The organism is Alkalihalobacillus pseudalcaliphilus, from assembly GCF_028610675.1.
Lineage (GTDB): Bacteria > Bacillota > Bacilli > Bacillales > Bacillaceae_D > Alkalihalobacillus > Alkalihalobacillus pseudalcaliphilus.
Genome location: NZ_JAQQWS010000007.1, coordinates 21,314 through 39,422, shown reverse-complemented (window position 1 = coordinate 39,422; position 18,109 = coordinate 21,314). Strand labels below are relative to the sequence as shown.

Annotated in this window: 24 protein-coding genes, 1 pseudogene and 1 other annotated feature; of the genes and pseudogenes, 23 read left to right on the top strand and 2 right to left on the bottom strand. The window is 36.6% G+C overall.

Going from position 1 to position 18,109, the window contains the following annotated elements:
* Window positions 1-172 precede the first annotated feature (172 nt).
* From PQ479_RS14595 to PQ479_RS14555, 9 genes are all read left to right on the top strand, one after another.
* Complete coding sequence (locus PQ479_RS14595; RefSeq protein ID WP_047988420.1) at window positions 173-391, top strand: helix-turn-helix transcriptional regulator; 219 nt, start codon at window positions 173-175, stop codon at window positions 389-391.
* On the top strand, window positions 388-783 hold the full coding sequence (locus PQ479_RS14590; protein ID WP_047988421.1) for a hypothetical protein: 396 nt from the start codon (window positions 388-390) through the stop codon (window positions 781-783). Before PQ479_RS14595 ends, PQ479_RS14590 begins: the two co-directional genes overlap by 4 nt.
* Before the next feature lie 239 nt (window positions 784-1,022).
* On the top strand, window positions 1,023-1,226 hold the full coding sequence (locus PQ479_RS14585; protein ID WP_047988422.1) for a helix-turn-helix transcriptional regulator: 204 nt from the start codon (window positions 1,023-1,025) through the stop codon (window positions 1,224-1,226).
* A gap of 21 nt (window positions 1,227-1,247) precedes the next feature.
* Complete coding sequence (locus tag PQ479_RS14580; RefSeq protein ID WP_047988423.1) at window positions 1,248-1,637, top strand: hypothetical protein; 390 nt, start codon at window positions 1,248-1,250, stop codon at window positions 1,635-1,637.
* 75 nt (window positions 1,638-1,712) lie between these two features.
* Window positions 1,713-1,952 carry a hypothetical protein gene (locus PQ479_RS14575; protein WP_047988424.1) on the top strand — a complete coding sequence of 80 codons (240 nt, stop codon included), beginning with the start codon at window positions 1,713-1,715 and terminating at the stop codon, window positions 1,950-1,952.
* A gap of 301 nt (window positions 1,953-2,253) precedes the next feature.
* Window positions 2,254-3,054, top strand: a complete 801-nt coding sequence (locus PQ479_RS14570) for a pentapeptide repeat-containing protein (protein ID WP_047988425.1) — start codon at window positions 2,254-2,256, stop codon at window positions 3,052-3,054.
* Between the two features lie 28 nt (window positions 3,055-3,082).
* Window positions 3,083-3,427 (top strand): hypothetical protein, encoded by a 345-nt coding sequence (locus tag PQ479_RS14565; RefSeq protein WP_337957109.1) that lies wholly within the window; start codon window positions 3,083-3,085, stop codon window positions 3,425-3,427.
* An 11-nt stretch (window positions 3,428-3,438) separates the two neighbouring features.
* A complete protein-coding gene (locus tag PQ479_RS14560; protein ID WP_047988426.1) occupies window positions 3,439-3,996 on the top strand; it encodes a GrpB family protein in 558 nt (185 codons plus the stop codon).
* 140 nt (window positions 3,997-4,136) lie between these two features.
* Window positions 4,137-4,361: a binding site (T-box leader), on the top strand.
* Between the two features lie 60 nt (window positions 4,362-4,421).
* Window positions 4,422-4,991, top strand: coding sequence for a GNAT family N-acetyltransferase (locus PQ479_RS14555; RefSeq protein WP_047988427.1), 570 nt, complete (start codon window positions 4,422-4,424; stop codon window positions 4,989-4,991).
* Here PQ479_RS14555 and PQ479_RS14550 read toward each other — a convergent pair.
* Together PQ479_RS14550 and PQ479_RS14545 are read right to left on the bottom strand one after the other, a co-directional pair.
* Entirely contained in the window at window positions 4,943-5,449 is a 507-nt protein-coding gene (locus PQ479_RS14550; RefSeq protein ID WP_273717063.1) for a hypothetical protein, read from the bottom strand. The genes PQ479_RS14555 and PQ479_RS14550 overlap by 49 nt on opposite strands.
* Before the next feature lie 57 nt (window positions 5,450-5,506).
* Entirely contained in the window at window positions 5,507-6,136 is a 630-nt protein-coding gene (locus PQ479_RS14545; RefSeq protein ID WP_047988430.1) for an alpha/beta fold hydrolase, read from the bottom strand.
* Window positions 6,137-6,265: 129 nt separating this feature from the next.
* On the opposite strand from PQ479_RS14545, the gene PQ479_RS14540 reads away from it, so the two are divergent.
* From PQ479_RS14540 to PQ479_RS14475, 14 genes and pseudogenes are all read left to right on the top strand, one after another.
* Window positions 6,266-6,802 (top strand): GNAT family N-acetyltransferase, encoded by a 537-nt coding sequence (locus PQ479_RS14540; RefSeq protein ID WP_047988431.1) that lies wholly within the window; start codon window positions 6,266-6,268, stop codon window positions 6,800-6,802.
* A 90-nt stretch (window positions 6,803-6,892) separates the two neighbouring features.
* Window positions 6,893-7,252, top strand: a pseudogene (locus tag PQ479_RS14535) (isochorismatase family protein).
* Between the two features lie 71 nt (window positions 7,253-7,323).
* Entirely contained in the window at window positions 7,324-7,899 is a 576-nt protein-coding gene (locus PQ479_RS14530) for a histidine phosphatase family protein (protein WP_047988432.1), read from the top strand.
* A gap of 44 nt (window positions 7,900-7,943) precedes the next feature.
* Window positions 7,944-8,420 carry an NUDIX hydrolase gene (locus PQ479_RS14525; protein ID WP_273717062.1) on the top strand — a complete coding sequence of 159 codons (477 nt, stop codon included), beginning with the start codon at window positions 7,944-7,946 and terminating at the stop codon, window positions 8,418-8,420.
* 70 nt (window positions 8,421-8,490) lie between these two features.
* Window positions 8,491-9,243, top strand: a complete 753-nt coding sequence (locus PQ479_RS14520) for an NUDIX domain-containing protein (protein ID WP_069187716.1) — start codon at window positions 8,491-8,493, stop codon at window positions 9,241-9,243.
* A gap of 129 nt (window positions 9,244-9,372) precedes the next feature.
* Complete coding sequence (locus PQ479_RS14515; RefSeq protein WP_047989507.1) at window positions 9,373-9,912, top strand: DUF4269 domain-containing protein; 540 nt, start codon at window positions 9,373-9,375, stop codon at window positions 9,910-9,912.
* Window positions 9,913-9,927: 15 nt separating this feature from the next.
* Window positions 9,928-10,299 carry a YybH family protein gene (locus PQ479_RS14510; RefSeq protein WP_047988434.1) on the top strand — a complete coding sequence of 124 codons (372 nt, stop codon included), beginning with the start codon at window positions 9,928-9,930 and terminating at the stop codon, window positions 10,297-10,299.
* Window positions 10,300-10,321: 22 nt separating this feature from the next.
* Window positions 10,322-10,753, top strand: coding sequence for an NUDIX hydrolase (locus PQ479_RS14505; protein WP_047988435.1), 432 nt, complete (start codon window positions 10,322-10,324; stop codon window positions 10,751-10,753).
* A 101-nt stretch (window positions 10,754-10,854) separates the two neighbouring features.
* A complete protein-coding gene (locus PQ479_RS14500) occupies window positions 10,855-11,421 on the top strand; it encodes a class I SAM-dependent methyltransferase (protein WP_047988436.1) in 567 nt (188 codons plus the stop codon).
* Between the two features lie 257 nt (window positions 11,422-11,678).
* Window positions 11,679-11,834, top strand: a complete 156-nt coding sequence (locus PQ479_RS14495; protein ID WP_273717061.1) for a hypothetical protein — start codon at window positions 11,679-11,681, stop codon at window positions 11,832-11,834.
* Window positions 11,835-12,119: 285 nt separating this feature from the next.
* Window positions 12,120-12,770 (top strand): YesL family protein, encoded by a 651-nt coding sequence (locus PQ479_RS14490; protein ID WP_047988437.1) that lies wholly within the window; start codon window positions 12,120-12,122, stop codon window positions 12,768-12,770.
* Between the two features lie 42 nt (window positions 12,771-12,812).
* Window positions 12,813-14,396: a response regulator transcription factor gene (locus PQ479_RS14485; protein ID WP_047988438.1), complete on the top strand. Its 1,584-nt coding sequence runs from the start codon at window positions 12,813-12,815 to the stop codon at window positions 14,394-14,396.
* Entirely contained in the window at window positions 14,386-16,131 is a 1,746-nt protein-coding gene (locus PQ479_RS14480) for a sensor histidine kinase (protein ID WP_047988439.1), read from the top strand. The genes PQ479_RS14485 and PQ479_RS14480 overlap by 11 nt, the downstream gene beginning before the upstream one ends.
* 151 nt (window positions 16,132-16,282) lie before the next feature.
* Window positions 16,283-17,968: an ABC transporter substrate-binding protein gene (locus PQ479_RS14475; protein WP_047988440.1), complete on the top strand. Its 1,686-nt coding sequence runs from the start codon at window positions 16,283-16,285 to the stop codon at window positions 17,966-17,968.
* The last annotated feature ends 141 nt before the right edge of the window (window positions 17,969-18,109 follow it).

Below are 18,109 nucleotides of genomic sequence, written 5' to 3'. Positions count from 1 at the left end.
ATATAGCAACCATACATTATTTTGCTCACCATACCTGTACATAAAAATGTACCAAGTAATCTTTGAGAGAAAGGTTACTTTTTTTGTTTGTAGTGTAAAGATATCTTGACACTTGGAACCGTTTGATATATATTGACTGTAAAGATATCTTTACCTTTCTAAGGAGGGACCAATGAGGGTCATTAATCATATTCGTGAAATAAGGCAGCAGAAAGGGATTACTCAGGTTAAGATGGCAGAGGATTTGCAAATAACCAGGCAGACGATTAATGCGATTGAGAAAAATAAATATAATCCAAGTCTTGAGTTGGCTTTAAAGTTAGTACGATATTTCGACGTTCCTATCGAACAGTTATTTTATCTAGATGATAAAGAGGAGGACACAAAATGAACAAATTACAATGGATAATGACCATCGCAATTATTTTATTTATGACAATTGGCGGAATTTTAGGTTCCTATTTATTTGAAAGAGCATTTAGGCTTGAATTAATTCTCCCAATAATTGCGGGAGCTATTATAGGTTTAGCTACTACATTTTTCATAGATAAGTGGAAACGGAAAAGAAATGGGAATGTTCCTGATGTTGACGAGCGCACACTTAAGAACATGCAACGGTACTTGCTGATTGTTCTTTATGTTTTATTAATCGGGGGTGGGGCGGTTTTAATTGCTTTATACGCTTCAGGCATTCATGCGATAGAAACAGTTTGGTTGATCGTGAGTTTTATGGTTATATACATCGTCATTGGATTAGGAGCTTTTGTAGCGAAGAATTTATAGGTAAGAATATGAATCATACACAAAAGTGCTTTCCTTTAAAGTTAGGAAGGCTCTTTTATTGTATTATTTTGTTAATACTCCATAGCAATAATACGCATACGCTTAGGAACGCTTGCTAAGCAATTCATTATCGAAAGTGAAATGAATAGGGTGTAAAAAGTATTTGACAGGTACATTGGTTTTTACATATAATTAGGTTGTAAAAAATCTTTTACACCTATAGAAGTGAGGATTATGAAGTGGATAATAAAATTAAGCTTTATCGAGAGCAAAAGGGATTATCGCAAGGGGGATTAGCCGATTTGTGTCAGGTTAGTAGGCAAACGATTAATGCGATTGAGAATAACAAGTATGATCCGAGCTTACAATTAGCCTTTGATATCGCCTTTCATTTAAATGTGACGATGGAAGAGGTTTTTAAACCAATTAGGGAAAACGATTAAAGAAAGGGGAGTGAGGAAGTAATGAGTACGAAGAAGATCATAGCACTCATCTTTGCGGTATCTGCATTTGCGGTTGTTGCGTTTATTATTTATAAAGTGATGTCAGGACAGACATTAGGTTTTGATGAAATTCTAGTTTCTTCGGTATTATTAATGTCATTTTTCTCGGCGATAACATGGGGTAATGAAAAGGAAAAGGATGGAATTTTAGAAAACGAAGAGCTCGGGAAGAGGATTACGGAGCAAAGCTCAAAGATTAGTTATTTCGTTTTAGTCGTAGTACTTCTCATTTTTGTCTTTATAGATTATACAGTCAATGCGGAATATAATCTTTTTCTACTTGGTGCATTAGGCATTGCGATGGTACTACTTCCGCTTGTTGAATTTATTGTTTCACGAAAATACCTATAAGTAGAATGCTAATTTGCTGTTTTTCAAAACCTATTAACAAAATTTTTCGTAAATAAAAATAGGTAGAAAAATAGTTTGCGGTGGAAGTTATGCCAATACAAATTTTTAGTCATTGGAATTGGTTTGGTCATAGTCCTGTTTGGTTACTTTGTTTTTAGAGGGAAAGCTCCTGTGCTTCTTGATTATTTTCTAAAACAAGGAGTGTCCTATCAGGATGAAATCTCCTTAAAATTTTTTGGGGCAGTTATTATGATAGCGGGTATCGTTGTGGCATTATTACCGTTGCTGCTCGGTGTTGAGAATATGAATTTATAAAATAAACATACATATCTTATCAGAGCTTTTCTATTAGGAAGGCTCTTTTTTGTTGGGTGGATCCAGTTGTTGGTCCTCCTATTGCAGTAGGCAATGACTAAATTACATTTTAAATTGCACCGTCGTTACCTTCTCCAATACGGACGGTTGATTATCAGCATCTAGTATCGTATGAGCTGCCTAGTATTTGGACATATATCAATAAAAAGTAAAGGTAGATAAAGTAAAAAAGCCTCACACGTTTCCCTATGTTATGATAATAGTTGGAAAATGATATTATTCGTATGGGGAAGTGATTTCAATGATTAGGCACTTAAAATCAGATTGTGCAAACTGTTTTGGCTTATGCTGTGTGGCTTTGCCTTTTGCCAGGTCTGCTGATTTTCCTCTGGATAAAAACAGTGGAGAGCCGTGCCAAAACCTATCATCTAGTCATCAATGTTTGGTACATAAAAGTTTAAAAGAAAAGGGTTTTAACGGCTGTGTTTCCTATGAATGTTTTGGAGCAGGGCAGCATGTATCACAAACCTTATACAAGGGCGAAGATTGGCGTAGTCATGCTAATAAAAGTAAAGAGATGTTCGTCGTTTTCCCAATTGTTCAACAGCTTCATGAGATGTTGTGGTATTTACAACAAGCGATACGCTTAAAGGAAACATCTATCATTCATGAAGAAATCAGAGAGATGATAATCGATTTGGAAGGAAACACAAACGAATCACCGCAGTATTTAATGGACTTAGATATTCAGCAACAAAGAATGAACGTCAATGAATTGTTGCTTCAAACGAGTGAATCGTATCGTAAAAATAAAAGCAGTGGTCAAAAGCTGGTTCGTCATGATTATATTGGGGCTCATTTAAATGGACAAAACCTTCAAGGAGCTAATTTGCGTGGGAAATTATTGATTGCGGCTAATTTGAAGCATACGAATTTAAGCTTTGCTGATTTTATTGGGGCTGATTTGCGAGATGCAAACTTAAGTGCTGCGAATTTAACGGGGGCACTCTTTTTAACTCAGTCACAAATTAATTCAGCTAAAGGTAATCACATGACGGTATTACCAGATTTTATTGAAAGGCCAAATCATTGGTTGACATGATTACATAGAGCGAAAAGGGGAGTGGAAGATGATGGAATGTTTATGCGAAAACAATGTTACAACGACGATCAAAGTGGAAGGGGATGTTGGAGCAGATCCGATTTGGTGTCAACATTGCGGTTGTAACTTAGAGTTAGATGATTTTCCGGTTTCATCTGCATTAAAACAGCAGCTAGCTCATTGGGGGATGGAATACGGAGAATGGATTGACTGGCAAAAAGATGTGCTTTTACCAAACGGAATTCGGTTAGAGGAACAGCATAATCAAGCTGGCTTCAAACTAACAGAGAAGATAAAGAGTGAATTACAGGCTGATTTTCACGTTATCTTTTCTCCATCATCCTCAGCTCGAATGTATGCCAATAAATGGTGAGTGATGACACGATGAGAAAAACAACGATTGAAGCTTGGACAAGTGAATGGAGTCAACGTTATGAGAAGGAAGAGACGTTACTTAAAGGAATTTTAAAGGAAGATTTAATGGCCATCCACCATATTGGTAGTACATCGATCCCTACAATTGGTTATGCAAAGCCTGTCATTGATATATTAGTCGTCGTCAAAGAAATAGATAGGGTTGATACATACGATGATGAGTTGATGAGGATAGGCTATATACCTAAAGGGGAAAATGGAATAAAAGGCAGAAGGTATTTTCCGAAAGGAGGGATTCATCGGACTCATCATCTTCATATCTATCAGTTAGGTAGTGTGCAAATCGAGCATCAATTGGTTTTTAAAAAATATTTATTACATCATCATGAAGAAGCCAAAGCCTATGGAGAGCTAAAGCTCCAATTAAAGCAGCAATTCCCTCATGAGCATCAAAAATATCAAGATGGGAAACAGTCATTTGTTCATGAATTAAATGAACGGGCAAAGGCTTGGGGGTGTAGGACCGAAGAGGGTTTGAACAGCTATTACGTGAGGAAGCTGACGTGATACTTTATTAGAGGCTTATGAGCAATCACTAGAACCATAAAGAGGTTGTTATTTTGGCTAAGTATTTGTTCTTAGAGAATTTGTATTTTGAGAATTGGCTTGACTTATTTTAGCTTTACGTTAAAATATTTAAAAATATAGAAAACACTGTGAATAAGAGTAGTAGGGTAGAGGCTGTTGCATGAGAGAGCTGTCGGTTGCTGGAAGATGGCCAACACCTCGCCTGAAGTCGCTTAGAAGTGGTTAGCCTGAACCGAAGTAGGGCTAAACGGATCGAATTCGTTAACAACGATTAAGTGGATTTTTTTATGTATGAAAAATCAATCAGAGTGGTACCACGTTAGGTTATGCCTGTCGTCTCTATGAGACGATGGGCTTTTTTGTACCTTTATGTTTCACACCAGATATGTGGAAGGAGAATAATTATGAACTATGATCAAGACAAAAGAATCATTACAACGGAGCGCCTATGTTTGCGTTTATTTGAGGTAAGTGATGCGAAAGACGTTCAAGTATTGTGTAATAATTATCAAATCTATAAAAGTACTTTGTATTTGCCTTACCCGTATGTATTAGAAGACGCATTAGTATGGATGGAAAATCATAAACGTAATTTTGAGGAAGAGCGTTCCTATGAATTAGCTATAACCGATAAAGGTGATGGGACATTGTATGGAGCTATCTCCTTATCGAATCACTCCACATTTAAACATGGTGAGTTAGCTTATTGGATTGGCGAAGAATACTGGGGAAAGGGTTACGGTACTGAGGCGGCACAAGCAATGATTGACTTTGGGTTTAGAGTAAAGAAGCTGCATAAGATTTTTGCCCGCTTTTTTTCGTCCAACCCTGCTTCAGGAAGAATTATGGAAAAGGTTGGAATGACTCAAGAAGGCATACTGAAAGAGCATGTCATAAAAGAAGGTCGTTATGAAGATCTTGTTCATTATGGAATCGTGTATTCCAAAAAAAGGTTGCGGGCTGAAAAAGCGTGAGCAAGCCCGAGCAAAAGCTGAATCTCGGGGTTGCGAGCGAAAAAAGTAGGAGAAACCCCGAGCAAAAGCGGAATCTCGGGGTTGCGGGCGAAAAAAGTAGTAGAAAGCCCGAGCAAACGTGGAATCTCGGGGTTGCGAGCGAAAAAAGTAGGAGAAAGCCCGAGCAAACGTGGAATCTCGGGGTTGCGGGCGAAAAAAGTAGGAGAAAGCCCGAGCAAACGTGGAATCTCGGGGTTGCGAGCGAAAAAAGTAGTAGAAAGCCCGAGTAAACGTGGAATCTCGGGGTTGCGAGCGAAAAAAGTAGAAGAAAGCCCGAGCAAAAGCGGAATCGCGGGGTTACGAGCGGAAAAAGCAGGAGAAAGCCCGAGCAAACGAGGAATCTCGGGGTTACGAGCGAAAAAAGTAGGAGAAAGCCTGAGCAAACGGCGATTAACGCTGCGGTTCGCTACAATACTCATTTCTATTTTTCTTTGTATCTTCTTAACGATTCAAAAAAAGCGATTAAGAATTTACGGTCAATAGTCAGTGGTATGCCAAAAGCCATCTATTACCTTAGCTAATTCGTGTGGATGATCTTGGTTGATTTCGTGACCTGCGTCTTTAACCATTATAGCTTGAGCTTGTTGAATAGTTTGGCTTAAGTGTTTAAACGCAGGTTTATTAGCCAAATCTTTTTCTCCGCAAACAATTAAAGTGGGGCAAGTAATTTTTTCTAGTTGTTGCGTGAAATCTAGCTCCTTTAATGAGTTAGTTAATGAGATAAACGATTTTTTATTGATACCAAGCTTGCTAAATGTTTGGTTTGGCATAAATTGAAAGACAAAATTTTGCATGGATAAAATCAGCTTAGGCATTTTATATTGAGCCCCTATTAAAATGAGTGATTGTACCTTCTCAGGTCGTTCAATTGTATAATGAAGGGATAATATCGCACCGAGTGAAAGACCGCATAGATGGATACGCCCTTCTTTTTTATCTAAATCTTCTTTAAATTTCTCGTATAGATTCTCATAAGATGGATCTGTTTCTCCAAGTAGTTGAAAAAGATCAGGACAATATGTATGGGTTGGTAACTGTGATGCTTCGATGACGGTTTGCCAGCTTGAAGGATTCTGACCAAGTCCATGAATAAGAATATAACTCATATGACACACTCCATAACGATAAGTTTTTGATACATTCTATCATTATAATAGAAATGGTATCGGGAATTAAGAGTTTTGTTGCGGATGAACAGTTTTATTTCAAAATAAAAAAGAAGGAGTCAAGCGCTAATGTTAAAAACGGATAATCTATTAATTAGACCATTTGACTTAGTAGAAGTGGAAGTGCTATTTCATTTTCAGGTGAAGAATAGGGACTTTTTTGAGAAATTTGCGATTACTAGACCAGAGCGATTTTATACGATTGACTATCAGAAGGAATTACTTGAAAGATGGCAGAACAATTGGCAGGAAGATACAGTCTATCAATTCGGTATCTTTTTACAAGAACAATTAATAGGACTCATCCAGCTTTTTCAAGTTGTTCGTGGACCGCTTCAAAGTGCTTATATCGGTTACTTTATTGATCGAAATCTTAACGGGAAAGGATATGGCACGGAGTCAGTTAAAGCGGTCGTGGACTATGCATTTACTCAACTTTCACTACATAGAATCGAAGCAGGTGTCATGCCACATAATATGGGGTCTTTAAAAGTGTTACAAAAAGCTGGTTTTGAGATAGAAGGATTATCTCGCAAAAATGTAAAAATAAATGGCAAGTGGGAAGACCATCATTTATTAGCCATTATTAATCCAAAAGACCTTTAAATGATGATGATTTGAGCATAGGAGAAATGAAAATGCTGATTGGATATGTCTGAATTATGCTACAATTAATACGTAGTTAGGAGGGGTGAATTGAAAACAGCATTGCTTATTATTGATGTTCAAAATGCGATGTTTGCAGAAAGGAAAGAAGTATACGAGGGAAATATATTTCTGAAAAATATAAACCTTTTAATCTCAAAGGCTAGGGATGTTCAAGTGCCGATCTATTAGATTCAACATCAAGCGGTACCTGGGAAGGCTTTGGCTTATCAAACAGAAGGGTGGGAAATTCATCCACATGTATGTCCCCGCCAAAAAGACATCGTTATTTCAAAAAAATCACATGATGCATTTTTTCAAACAACACTGCAAGAACAATTAAACGATAAAGGTAATTTCTATTATTTCATTGGTTTAAGTCTAGTATCTGGATTGGTGCTTATTATTTAAGTCATGGAATAGGTGAGTTCATCTGGCTTGTAAACAATTAAATACATATATAGAAGGTAAGGAGGGTACAAATGATTACAACAGTTTTTATGGTGCGTCATGCCGAATCTCCTTTTAAAAAAGGGGAGGAACGGACGAGAGGCTTGTCACAAAAAGGGTTTGATGATGTAGAGACAGTAACGAATTTGTTAATAGATAAAGAGATAGCGGCTGTTGTTTCAAGTCCATATACGAGAGCGATTCAGTCGGTAGAGAGCATTGCTAAGCAGAGGGGGCTCGAGATTCAAACGTATGAGGGATTGAAGGAGAGATCCATTAAAGCATGGGACTATCAATTACCCAAAGCTGAATTATTAGTAGCTATTCAACAATCACTGGAAGATAAGGATTATTGTTTACGTGGTGGCGAGACCATTAAAGAAGCACAAGAGCGTTCGCTTCCTATTGTGAAAGAGCTTTTGAAGAAATATAAGGGCGAAGCGATTGTGATTGGAACACATGGAAGTATTATGACTAGTATATTAAACGGTTTTGATGAGCAATTTGGTTTTGCTTTTTGGCAAAGCACAACAAAGCCAGATATTTATAAGCTGCAATTTAAAGACGAACAATTGCTTCAAGTAGAAAGGCTATGGCAGGGAGATTAATAAGATGAAAGGTCTGATAACCGATGCAATTGAGGCAATTAGCGGTGGCTTTTATATTCAATAAGAAAAATGAGCTGCTGTTTCTACAGAAAAAAACAACCAGCCCTTTTCTACCTGGCATGCTTGTTCCAATTGGTGGACACCTTGAAGAAGGTGAAATAAGTGATCCTTATCGAGCTTGTTTACGAGAGTTAGAGGAGGAAACAGGCTTAACTGATGAGCATATACAGGGGCTTTCACTGAAATATATGGTGTTTAGGAATAAAAGTAATCGTGAAATTAGGACACAATATGTGTTCTTTGGTGTGTTAATGCATGACCAGCCATTAGTAGAAAGCGAAGAAGGCTCATTATCCTGGATTCCGATTAAGCAAATTGAGAGTAAATCTGTCTCAGCAACTACGCTTGAAATTATCAGGCATGCTTCCACACACCAAGATGATCATGTTTGGGTTGGAACGATGAGATCAATTAAAAGGAAACCAGCCATTACTTGGGCGCTGCTTGAGGATTGGGAATGAGAGCCACGTATGTGAAACAGAATTATAATAAAAAAAGGTAGAGGTGCTTAAACATACAAGGAGGACTAAGATGACCTACATAAAAGAAGTGTACACGATCAAACGAGAACAATTAGAGGAATTAACACGATTTTTTCACCGGGAAATCTATTCGATTCATATTCAAGATGGGGCACAGCTTATTGGTCGATGGGTGAGTGAAGAGGGAAATAAAGTGACGGTGATTTGGAAATATAAAGATAACGAGCATGAGCAAAGAATCAAGGCTATGCTAGAGGAAGAGACACTTGACGACTTTTATTTGAAGTGCGAAAGAGAGAGGCTAACCTCAACAGAACCATTTCCTTCTGCTTATCACTCAGCAAAGCATGGTATGGCTGTTAGTGGATACATAACGAATGAAAAAGGAGAAGTTTTACTCGTAAGAAACGTTCACCGCTCTGATACGATGGAAATGCCAGGTGGAGTCGTTGAAGAAGGAGAAACATTAGAAGAAGCCATTCATCGAGAGGTTTTGGAAGAAACAGGAGTGACCATTCGCTTAAATGGGATAACAGGTATCTATCAAAATGTCACAAGAGGGGTTACGTGTGTAGTTTTTAGAGGTGATTATCAATCTGGCGACTTAACGCCAGCAGAGGATGAAACGGCAGAAATTGCTTTTACTGCCTTAACAAAAGCCAATATTGCTCAATGGATTACAAGGGAGCAATTTAGAAGTAGAGCCTTAGATGCCATGAACTCGAACTATTTACCGTATGAGGCTTTTCGAGTTAGACCTTATGAATTATTGAGTAGATATGAAGTGAAGCAAGAAGTGTAAACGGATTTGCTTGTACATCGTACTCGAAAAATTGGAAAACAGGATTGAAGACGGTGACAAAATTCTTTTATTCCATTTACGGGTGTGCTCCATATGAAGTTAAATGTAAATCCTGCTGGGGGAGATGTCATGTATACAACCATTGATTATTTGGAAACAGGAAATGATAGGCAACGAGCCATTTTTGATGTTTTAAATAAGCTAGGTATTATGAAAGATTTAGCTTATTATAACCCGGTTCTTTGTGGAACATTCCCTATAGAAATCGATGTGCAAGGCTCGGATTTAGATATAATTTTTGAAGTATATGATGTTAAGAGTTTCGAAAAACGAGTGAAGTTACTTTATGGTGAGTTTAGCGGTTTTCAAATCAAACATAAACAGATTAGAGAAAGAGCCGTCGTGAAAGTGAATTTTTTAATGGGGGGTTATGAATTTGAATTATTTGGACAAGCACAACCTGTATTTGAGCAGTATGCCTACTTACATATGATTATCGAAAGTAAATTATTAAATAAGTGGCCACATATAAAAGAAGAAATTATCGCACTAAAGAGACAAGGAATAAAAACGGAACAAGCTTTTTGCCAAGTCCTAGGTATACATGACGTTGATCCTTACGAAAGCTTGATTCAATATGGGAAAAAGCAAGGGTTCATATGTGAATAGAAAGTAGGAATGTAGATGAAACCAGAAGAGATACTTGAAGCGTATATAAACGCTACAAATACTCATGATTTTGGAAATGTGAAAAAGTTACTTCACCCAGATGCTGTTTATTGGTTTACTGACCGAGTTTGTACATCCCATTATGAAATTGGTCAGTATTTTGAAAAGGCTTGGTGCTTGATTAAAGAGGAGAAGTACTCGGCAGAAAATATTCAATGGCTCGTAAAAGCACAAGAGCACGCGACGTGTATTTATGAGTACCGTTATGAAGGTTATAGGGATGGTAAGTTCGTAAAAGGAAATGGCAGAGCGACCAATGTATTTGTTAAAGATAAGGACAATGACTGGAAATTAGTCCATGAGCATTTAAGTAGCTTACCCACTTAAGGGTTTAGAGAGGAGCCAAGTGGTGAAACGAGTTGATGTTACTTACGCAGTCATTTTTGATGATACGGGTGAACAAATTTTATTAGTAAAAAATATAGGAGAGACAGGATCCTATTATACACTCCCGGGTGGAGCGGTTGAGCAAGGTGAGACATTAGAAGAAGCGGTAATCCGCGAGGTCAAGGAGGAAACGAACTTAGATATTGAAGTTGGTGAGGTTTTTTCCATAGCGGAAGCATTTTTTCAGAAAAAACAAGAACATGCGGTCTTCTTCACTTTTTCAGGAAAGGTTATAGGTGGCGATGTACAGGTAACGGTGCCGGAAGAAATTGAGGAAATTGTTTGGATGACTGTTCAAGAGGCTGAGGCTTTTATTAATTTTACAATAGGGTCAAACCGATTTGAACAGAAAAGTGTAACAGTCCCTTATATTAAAAGAGGGCTCGTAAAATAGCGATCCATAAAAAAACAGAGACATATTCATTTACAGACTCACTAAAAATGATTATAGTTATTATAGACTCGTTTTATCTATAATTAAAAGGGTGTGTATCAATGAATGAAAGAGTGTTAAGAAAAATCAACAACTTAGAATCAATCGAACGTTTTCCTGCGAAGGAATTGTTTTCGTATTTTTCGCTAAAAAAAAGTGATCAGGTATTAGATCTGGGAGCTGGTACTGGTTATATTTCCCTTCCGTTTGCCAATTTGGTTAAGGGAGTTACCGCGTTTGACTTTGACGAAGATATATTACAGTACTTAGAAGCAAAAGCAAAGGAAAAAAAGATTGTTAATATCAAAACGGTTCAAGGTGATTTCAAAGATATGCCTTTGCCAAGTGAGCAATTTGACGTGGCCATTGCTTCGATTTCCTTGCATGAGGTACAGCCTTTGGAACAAGCATTAGAGGAAGTATATCGAGTGTTACATGATGGTGGTACTTTCTTGTGCATAGAATTGGAGAAGGTAGCTTCTGCTCAAGCACCGCGTGTTCCTTCTGATGAAATGGTTGAGGTGATGAAAAGAGTTGGTTTTACAATTACCGAGAAGCAATTTCCAACCACACAAGTGGCCAAGCAGCCAGTCTATGTGATTGTTGCGAAGAAATTAGGGAATAAATAAGGTGAGGAAGGTTGCGATGATAAGTTCGCAACCTTTTATAGATGATTCTACAAAGTACGTAGCGAATATGAAGGGTTATAAAGAGTTTTGAGGAAATCAAAAAGCAAATGTATCAGTTACTCGAGAAAAGTGAAGGAGTAACTACACGAAAAGGGCCGACTGAGCCAGTTACTCAAGTAAAAAAGAGAAGTAACTACACGAAAAGAGCTGAACGAGCTCGAAGGGCATCTCATCGACAAAGTGACGGTAGTTAATACATGGGTGTTGGGCTTGCTATTATTTGTTCAAATCTATTAACATTGTTTGTTGGCATCAACTATCGAGATATCATTGTGTCCAGTATCTTCATTCATCTTGGCTTGGCTGTTGGTTATGTTGTCATTTACTTATTCTATTTATATAAGAAAAACTAAAATACCGTGCATGAGCCATTTCTCAAATGGATGCTCGTGATTCATTTTGTTGGGTTTGCACCATTTATTTTCGTTCACGGCCTACCGTTATCACTGAACCTACCCTAGTAATCTATAAACTTTCAGGTTATTACTCTTATTAACACGTGAAAACAATAAGTATCTAAATAAAATAAAGTAAAATCTATAGTTTTTCCTCTTTTTGTTAAGCTGGTTGTTTTGTATAATTAAATATTAATATTAATTGTCTATTTTTTAAAGCGTTTACATGAGGGGGGACTAATGATGCAAGTGAGTTGGATGTCGAGTAGGTTTTATTTAACTTGTGAGTGGATTTGGCGCTTTGGTTATCTTCATTTACTTTGGTTGTTATTTACATTAGCTGGACTCATTATTTTCGGTCTCACACCTGCTACAGTGGCCGTATTTGCTGTGGTGAGGAAATGGCGAATGAAAGATGCTGATGCTTCTGTTTTTACTACGTTTTTTCACACGTATAAAAAAGAATTTGTAAAAAGTAATGGAATTGGATTGATCATGCTCATAGTGGCTGCTGTCATTATCTTTAATTATTTTATGATTCGAACGATGCCAGGTTTAGGAGCGGATTTGTTGTTTGTAGGGAATTCGCTTATTGCGATTTTTTTTGTGGTCGTATCTTTGTTTATTTTTCCTGTGTATGTCCATTATCAATTATCCTTTCTTAAGCTTTTTAGGACCGCGTTAGTCATTGGATTAATGAATCCTCATTTTGTTTTCTTAACATTACTTATTATCGCATTCGTTGGTTACGGATTTTATCTACTACCAGGTCTAATTCCTTTTTTTAGTTCCAGTGTACTGGCGATGTGTGTGATGTGGTTTGCACTAAATGCTTTTAACCACGTTGAAAAAAAACAACGTAAATGGCAAGAGGAAGAGAGTATAGGAAATTAGCACTGACTATTCGGATGAAATCTAGCAAAGGTGGAATGAGTGATGAATAGGGTTCTAATTGTAGATGATGAGATATTTGTAAGAAAAGGGTTAAGGAGCTTAATTAGTTGGAAGCAATTTGGTTATGAGGTTTGTTGGGAAGCAGATAATGGTGAACAAGCACTGGAGATTATTCAAGAACATAAGCCTGATTTGGTTGTAACCGATATAAGAATGCCAGAGATAGATGGATTGGAGTTAATAAAAAGGGCGCGAGAATTAGAGCAACCCGTATGCCCGTTTATCATTGTAAGTGGGTATAACGATTTTAAATATGCTCAAACGGCTGTCCGTTATCAAGTGTTTGATTTTGTTTTGAAACCTATCGATCAAGAGGAGTTTGAGGCGATCTTATTTGATTTAAATAAAGTTATTAATAGCCAAAAAAAAGAACGTTTAAAGCAGGTTGAAATAGAGCTGCAAGACGGCTTTTATGAATTAATTCATGGCAAGATGGATCACTTAAAAATAGAGGAATGGCTTTCCTTAGCCAAGTTGTCCCCCAATAACTTTTTGTACTATGTGTTAATCGAAATTAATAATGATTGTCACTATAATCAAATGAAGATGGAATGTTTGAAAAAAGCAATCAAAGATACACTTTTAGAAGTGTTAAATGTTGAGCGGACCATGCCTTTTCATGAACAAAAAAATAATATGTTAGGTATGCTCATTAGTTCAGCAGACTTGGAGAAGGGAAATATGAATGCTTTTATTCACAAGCTTCAGAAGGAAATTAGTAGCCAATTTGAATGGGATTTTACAATAGTTGTTGGCGAGAAAATTGCCAATATTCTTGAATTACCTCATTCATTTCAGACGGCTGATGAGGCAAGGGCCTATAAATATACCTTTGATCATCAACCACTTCTTTATGATGAATTAAAAAGAAAGCGTTTTAAATTTGATGATTTTGATTTACAATTGTTCCGTATTTTCATTGAACGTATGGAGGAAAATCATGTTCATCAGTTATCAGATGGGATTGATGATATGTTTTTAAGTTTTAAAACGTTAGAATTTTCACCTAAGGCTATAAAAATGATGATTAATCGTTTGATTTATGGAATTATCCAAATTATCAAAAGGATGAATGGTGATGAAAAGGAAATTAGTTCCTTTACAGCTATGATGAGATGGGAGGAACATAATTTAACGGTCAAAAAGCTAAAACAAGTCTTTTCACAATTCGTTTTTGAAAGCACCGACTATATTCAAACATTACGTCAAAGTAACATGAAAGGTGATATTTATCGTATTAAGACTTATATTGGTGAGAACTATCGCGAAAATATTAGCTTAAAATCGATTGCCCAAACTTTTTATATGAATCCGGTTTATATGGGGCAATTATTTAAAAAAACGTTTGGTGTTTACTTTAAAGATTATCTATTACAATTAAGGGTTTCGGAAGCGAAGAAGTTATTACGACAAACAGATTTACGTGTCTATGAAATTGCGAAAGAGGTAGGCTTTGCCAGTACGGATTATTTTGTTACTCAGTTTGAAAAAGTAATGAAAGTAACACCCACTGAATATCGTCAACAATTATTGAATCATGGAACGGGTAATAGGCATGTTAAATAGAATTCCAAAGTTCAATGATATTAAAATTCGCAATAAACTACTGATTCTTTATTTATTTTTTGTTCTCATTCCTATTATTTTTACAAATGTGTTTTTTTACCAAATGACGATTAATTCAATACGGAAGCAAAAAATGAATGATGTTCAATTGATAATGAATCAAATTGCGAACGACTTTATCGTAACCATCGATCAAGCTGTTGGCGTCTCGACACGATTTTATACAGATGCTGAGATGTATGATTTTTTTGAACAGGACTATGAGCGACCTATTGACTACATTGAAGCTTATGACTATTATTTGCGTTATTTAAATCGAATTACGCCTTTATATTATTCGATTCAAGCGGTCACTTTTTACACCGATAATGATACGGTATTGTTTGCTGGTGGGGTGAGACCGATTCATCAATATGTCGATGAAATCAACTGGTATGATGAGGTTATGGACACCAATGGTCCAATTCTTCTAAGACCTAATCCAGAAACAAATAGTCGCTTATTTAGTGTGATTAGAGAACTTGATTTTTATAAAAATAAATCTACACATGAAAAAATAATAAAAGTGGATATTAATCCGCTTACGATTGAACAGCTCTTTGCTAATGTCACTTTACAGGGAGATATTTATTTATTAAATGAAAAAGGCGGAATTGAATATCGTACGAATGGTCGTACAACAAGTGAGAGTGACGAACAAAATTTCTATCGGTTACAATTACCTGAAGACGTATTAATTGAAGAACGTAGCTTTTATTCTAATTACTTAAAAGGCTGGAAAGTTGTTGGAGTTATTGATGAGAAAGAGGCATTGGCAGATGTGTATAATTCAAGCCGTGTCATATTTACGTTGGCTTTTATTAACTTTTTATTTCCTTCTCTATTAATTATTCTCATTGCTCGGTCATTAAATGTGAGAATATCGAGAGTGTTGAGGTCGATGAAAAAAGCGAAAGGGCAAACGTTTGAAATGATTAAAGACGCTGAGGATAAAGATGAGATCGGACAATTAACAACCGAATTTAATCGTATGTCTTCAAGAATTAACCATTTAATTAATGAAGTCTATGTCGCTAATATCCAAAAGAAGGACTTGGAGCTTAGAGAAAAGCAAGCTCAACTCAGTGCTCTTAGAAGTCAAATTAACCCACACTTCCTTTTTAATGCTCTAGAAACAATTCGAATGAGAAGCATTATAAAGGATGAAACAGAGACAGCCAAGATCATACAAAATATGGCGAAGATCTTCCGTAATTCATTGACTTGGGAAAAGGAATGGGTATCCATTCGTGATGAGTTAAAAATTATTCATTGCTTTTTGGAAATCCAGAAATATCGCTTTAACGATAAGATTGAATTTCAGATTGATTGTGTAGACGCGGCACTAGATTATAAGATACCCAATATGACGTTTTTACCTTTTGTAGAAAATGCAAGTATCCATGGAGTAGAGGCGATTAAAGAAAAAGGAAGGATTCATCTAAATATTGATATCGTGGAAGGTACGTTGATTTTTACGCTTACTGATAACGGGGCAGGTATGAAAAAGGAACAATTAGAGCAATTACTTCGTGGTTTAAAGGAAGATGATAGTATGGGTGAGCATGTTGGTATAAAGAACGTCTATTATCGCTTGAAATTTTATTATCAGAACGATTTCGACTTCTCGATTTATAGTTCTCCTCAAATTGGCACGACCGTTGTTATTAAGATTTTTCAGAAGAAACAAGAATAAAATCATGAATTTGGACGAGCTGTAGGTGAAGTATATATAATTTTCAAAGTTTGTTCTTTAGTTTTTATGGGTCAAATTTAGGCTTAAGCTAGATATAATGAAAGGGCTTACAAGGAAGTTGGGTGAGCAATAAAATTGGGGGAGGGGTAAGATGTTAAACAAAAAATCTTTTTATTCTGTATTTTTTATCCTTTTATTTGCTTTCATTATGACGGCTTGTAATAATGATGAGCCAACTGCATCTGACTCAAATGACACAGACGATGACAATGGACAAACAGAAATCGATACGACACCAGTGACATACACGTATTTTAATGCGGGTTCTTCTGGTAAAGACATTGAAACGAATACAACGAGAATTGGTAAAGAATTAGAGGAGAAAACTGGTGTTAACTTCAGGCTGGAACATTTAGTTGGAGATATGAATACGCGTGTTGGAACGATGGTAGCGGGTGGAGAATATCCGGATGTTATTGTCCCTGATGCTGCTGTTGATACGTTACTTGATGCGGGAGCTTTTATTCCGTTAAACGATCTCTTAGAAGAACATGGTCAAAATATACTAGACATGTATGCAGACTATATTGATATGTTCACACATGATGATGGAAATATTTATTATATTCCATTTGGTCCTACTATTAATGAATTCGTACCAAACCCAAATATTGATCAAGGTGCTTTTTGGATTCAACGAGGAATCTTAAAAGAAGCTGGCTTTCCAGACATTAAAACATTAGATGAATATTTTGAACTCATTGAAGAGTATGCAACGAAAAATCCGCAAATCGATGGCATGAATACGATACCGTTTACAGGATTAACGTATGATTGGAGATTTTTCGCTTTGTCGAATGTCCCTAATCATTTAGCTGGTTATCCAAATGACGGGGAAGTCATGATCGACATGGATACCCATGAAGCAACCGTGTATGCTGATTCAGAGTATACAAAAAGGTATTTACAAAAGTTAAATGAGTTAAATACAAAAGGTTTACTTGATCGTGAGATGTTTGTCGCGAATTATGATGAATATATTTCAAAGCTTTCTTCGGGACGAGTGTTAGGATTTTTCGATTATGGTTGGCAGTTTGGTGATGCTAGAAATGCATTAAGGGATGCTGGCAATCCTGACCGAGAATTTATGGCTTTACCTATTGTATTTGATGAAAGTATTTCTGATCAATATATTGATCCACCGGCTTTCACTCAAAATCGTGGTATTGGAATTACGGTAAATGCTGAAAACCCTGAGCGAATTGTTCAATTCTGGAATGAACTCATTTCTGAAGAGATGCAACGAAAAGTGATGTGGGGTTATGAAGATGAGCATTATTCCGTTGATGAAAACGGCGAGTTCTATCGCACGCCAGAGCAAATTGATTTGACAAACAAGGAGGAAGTAAGAGAAGAAGTAGGAATGACGGTATTTGAATGGAGCTGGCCACGAATTAATGGTACCTTCTCAGATGGAAATGCCGTAGAGCCAAGAAGGCAGCCTATTGTAGCACAAGCCGCCTATACAGATGCTGACAAAGAATATTTAGAAGCATACGGTATTGAAACTTTTGCTCAATTATTCTCCGAACCACAAGAGAGACCGTGGTATCCGGCTTGGAGTGCAAATGTGGAGCAGGGCTCTCCTGTACAAATATTTGAAGAAAGAACGGATGAGATTAAGAGAAGACATTTTGCCCGAATTGTCTTAGCTGATCCGAATGATTTTGAAGCAGAATGGGAAGATTACGTAACCGAGTATAGAAAACATGATGTTGATAGTTACGAACAATTCTTTACAGATACGGTTCAATCTCGCGTCAATGGAGAATGGTAACTAGATAGAATTCTTTGAGTGTTGGATTATGGCAACTTTATAAATGCAGTTGTCATAATCCTTTTTCTTTATGTAGACAGAGAGAGATCTGTAAAGGGAGGAGTGATGTGATTGTCTTTACCACAACCAATACCAACGATA

What these genes read in the sequence shown, in the direction of transcription:
- PQ479_RS14595 (WP_047988420.1), top strand. Translation starts at nt 173, where the DNA reads ATGAGGGTCATTAATCATATTCGTGAAATAAGGCAGCAGAAAGGGATT.
- PQ479_RS14590 (WP_047988421.1), top strand. Translation starts at nt 388, where the DNA reads ATGAACAAATTACAATGGATAATGACCATCGCAATTATTTTATTTATG.
- PQ479_RS14580 (WP_047988423.1), top strand. Translation starts at nt 1,248, where the DNA reads ATGAGTACGAAGAAGATCATAGCACTCATCTTTGCGGTATCTGCATTT.
- PQ479_RS14570 (WP_047988425.1), top strand. Translation starts at nt 2,254, where the DNA reads ATGATTAGGCACTTAAAATCAGATTGTGCAAACTGTTTTGGCTTATGC.
- PQ479_RS14565 (WP_337957109.1), top strand. Translation starts at nt 3,083, where the DNA reads ATGATGGAATGTTTATGCGAAAACAATGTTACAACGACGATCAAAGTG.
- PQ479_RS14560 (WP_047988426.1), top strand. Translation starts at nt 3,439, where the DNA reads ATGAGAAAAACAACGATTGAAGCTTGGACAAGTGAATGGAGTCAACGT.
- PQ479_RS14555 (WP_047988427.1), top strand. Translation starts at nt 4,422, where the DNA reads ATGAACTATGATCAAGACAAAAGAATCATTACAACGGAGCGCCTATGT.
- PQ479_RS14550 (WP_273717063.1), bottom strand. Translation starts at nt 5,449, where the DNA reads ATGAGTATTGTAGCGAACCGCAGCGTTAATCGCCGTTTGCTCAGGCTT.
- PQ479_RS14545 (WP_047988430.1), bottom strand. Translation starts at nt 6,136, where the DNA reads ATGAGTTATATTCTTATTCATGGACTTGGTCAGAATCCTTCAAGCTGG.
- PQ479_RS14540 (WP_047988431.1), top strand. Translation starts at nt 6,266, where the DNA reads ATGTTAAAAACGGATAATCTATTAATTAGACCATTTGACTTAGTAGAA.
- PQ479_RS14530 (WP_047988432.1), top strand. Translation starts at nt 7,324, where the DNA reads ATGATTACAACAGTTTTTATGGTGCGTCATGCCGAATCTCCTTTTAAA.
- PQ479_RS14520 (WP_069187716.1), top strand. Translation starts at nt 8,491, where the DNA reads ATGACCTACATAAAAGAAGTGTACACGATCAAACGAGAACAATTAGAG.
- PQ479_RS14515 (WP_047989507.1), top strand. Translation starts at nt 9,373, where the DNA reads ATGTATACAACCATTGATTATTTGGAAACAGGAAATGATAGGCAACGA.
- PQ479_RS14510 (WP_047988434.1), top strand. Translation starts at nt 9,928, where the DNA reads ATGAAACCAGAAGAGATACTTGAAGCGTATATAAACGCTACAAATACT.
- PQ479_RS14500 (WP_047988436.1), top strand. Translation starts at nt 10,855, where the DNA reads ATGAATGAAAGAGTGTTAAGAAAAATCAACAACTTAGAATCAATCGAA.
- PQ479_RS14495 (WP_273717061.1), top strand. Translation starts at nt 11,679, where the DNA reads ATGGGTGTTGGGCTTGCTATTATTTGTTCAAATCTATTAACATTGTTT.
- PQ479_RS14490 (WP_047988437.1), top strand. Translation starts at nt 12,120, where the DNA reads ATGCAAGTGAGTTGGATGTCGAGTAGGTTTTATTTAACTTGTGAGTGG.
- PQ479_RS14485 (WP_047988438.1), top strand. Translation starts at nt 12,813, where the DNA reads ATGAATAGGGTTCTAATTGTAGATGATGAGATATTTGTAAGAAAAGGG.
- PQ479_RS14480 (WP_047988439.1), top strand. Translation starts at nt 14,386, where the DNA reads ATGTTAAATAGAATTCCAAAGTTCAATGATATTAAAATTCGCAATAAA.
- PQ479_RS14475 (WP_047988440.1), top strand. Translation starts at nt 16,283, where the DNA reads ATGTTAAACAAAAAATCTTTTTATTCTGTATTTTTTATCCTTTTATTT.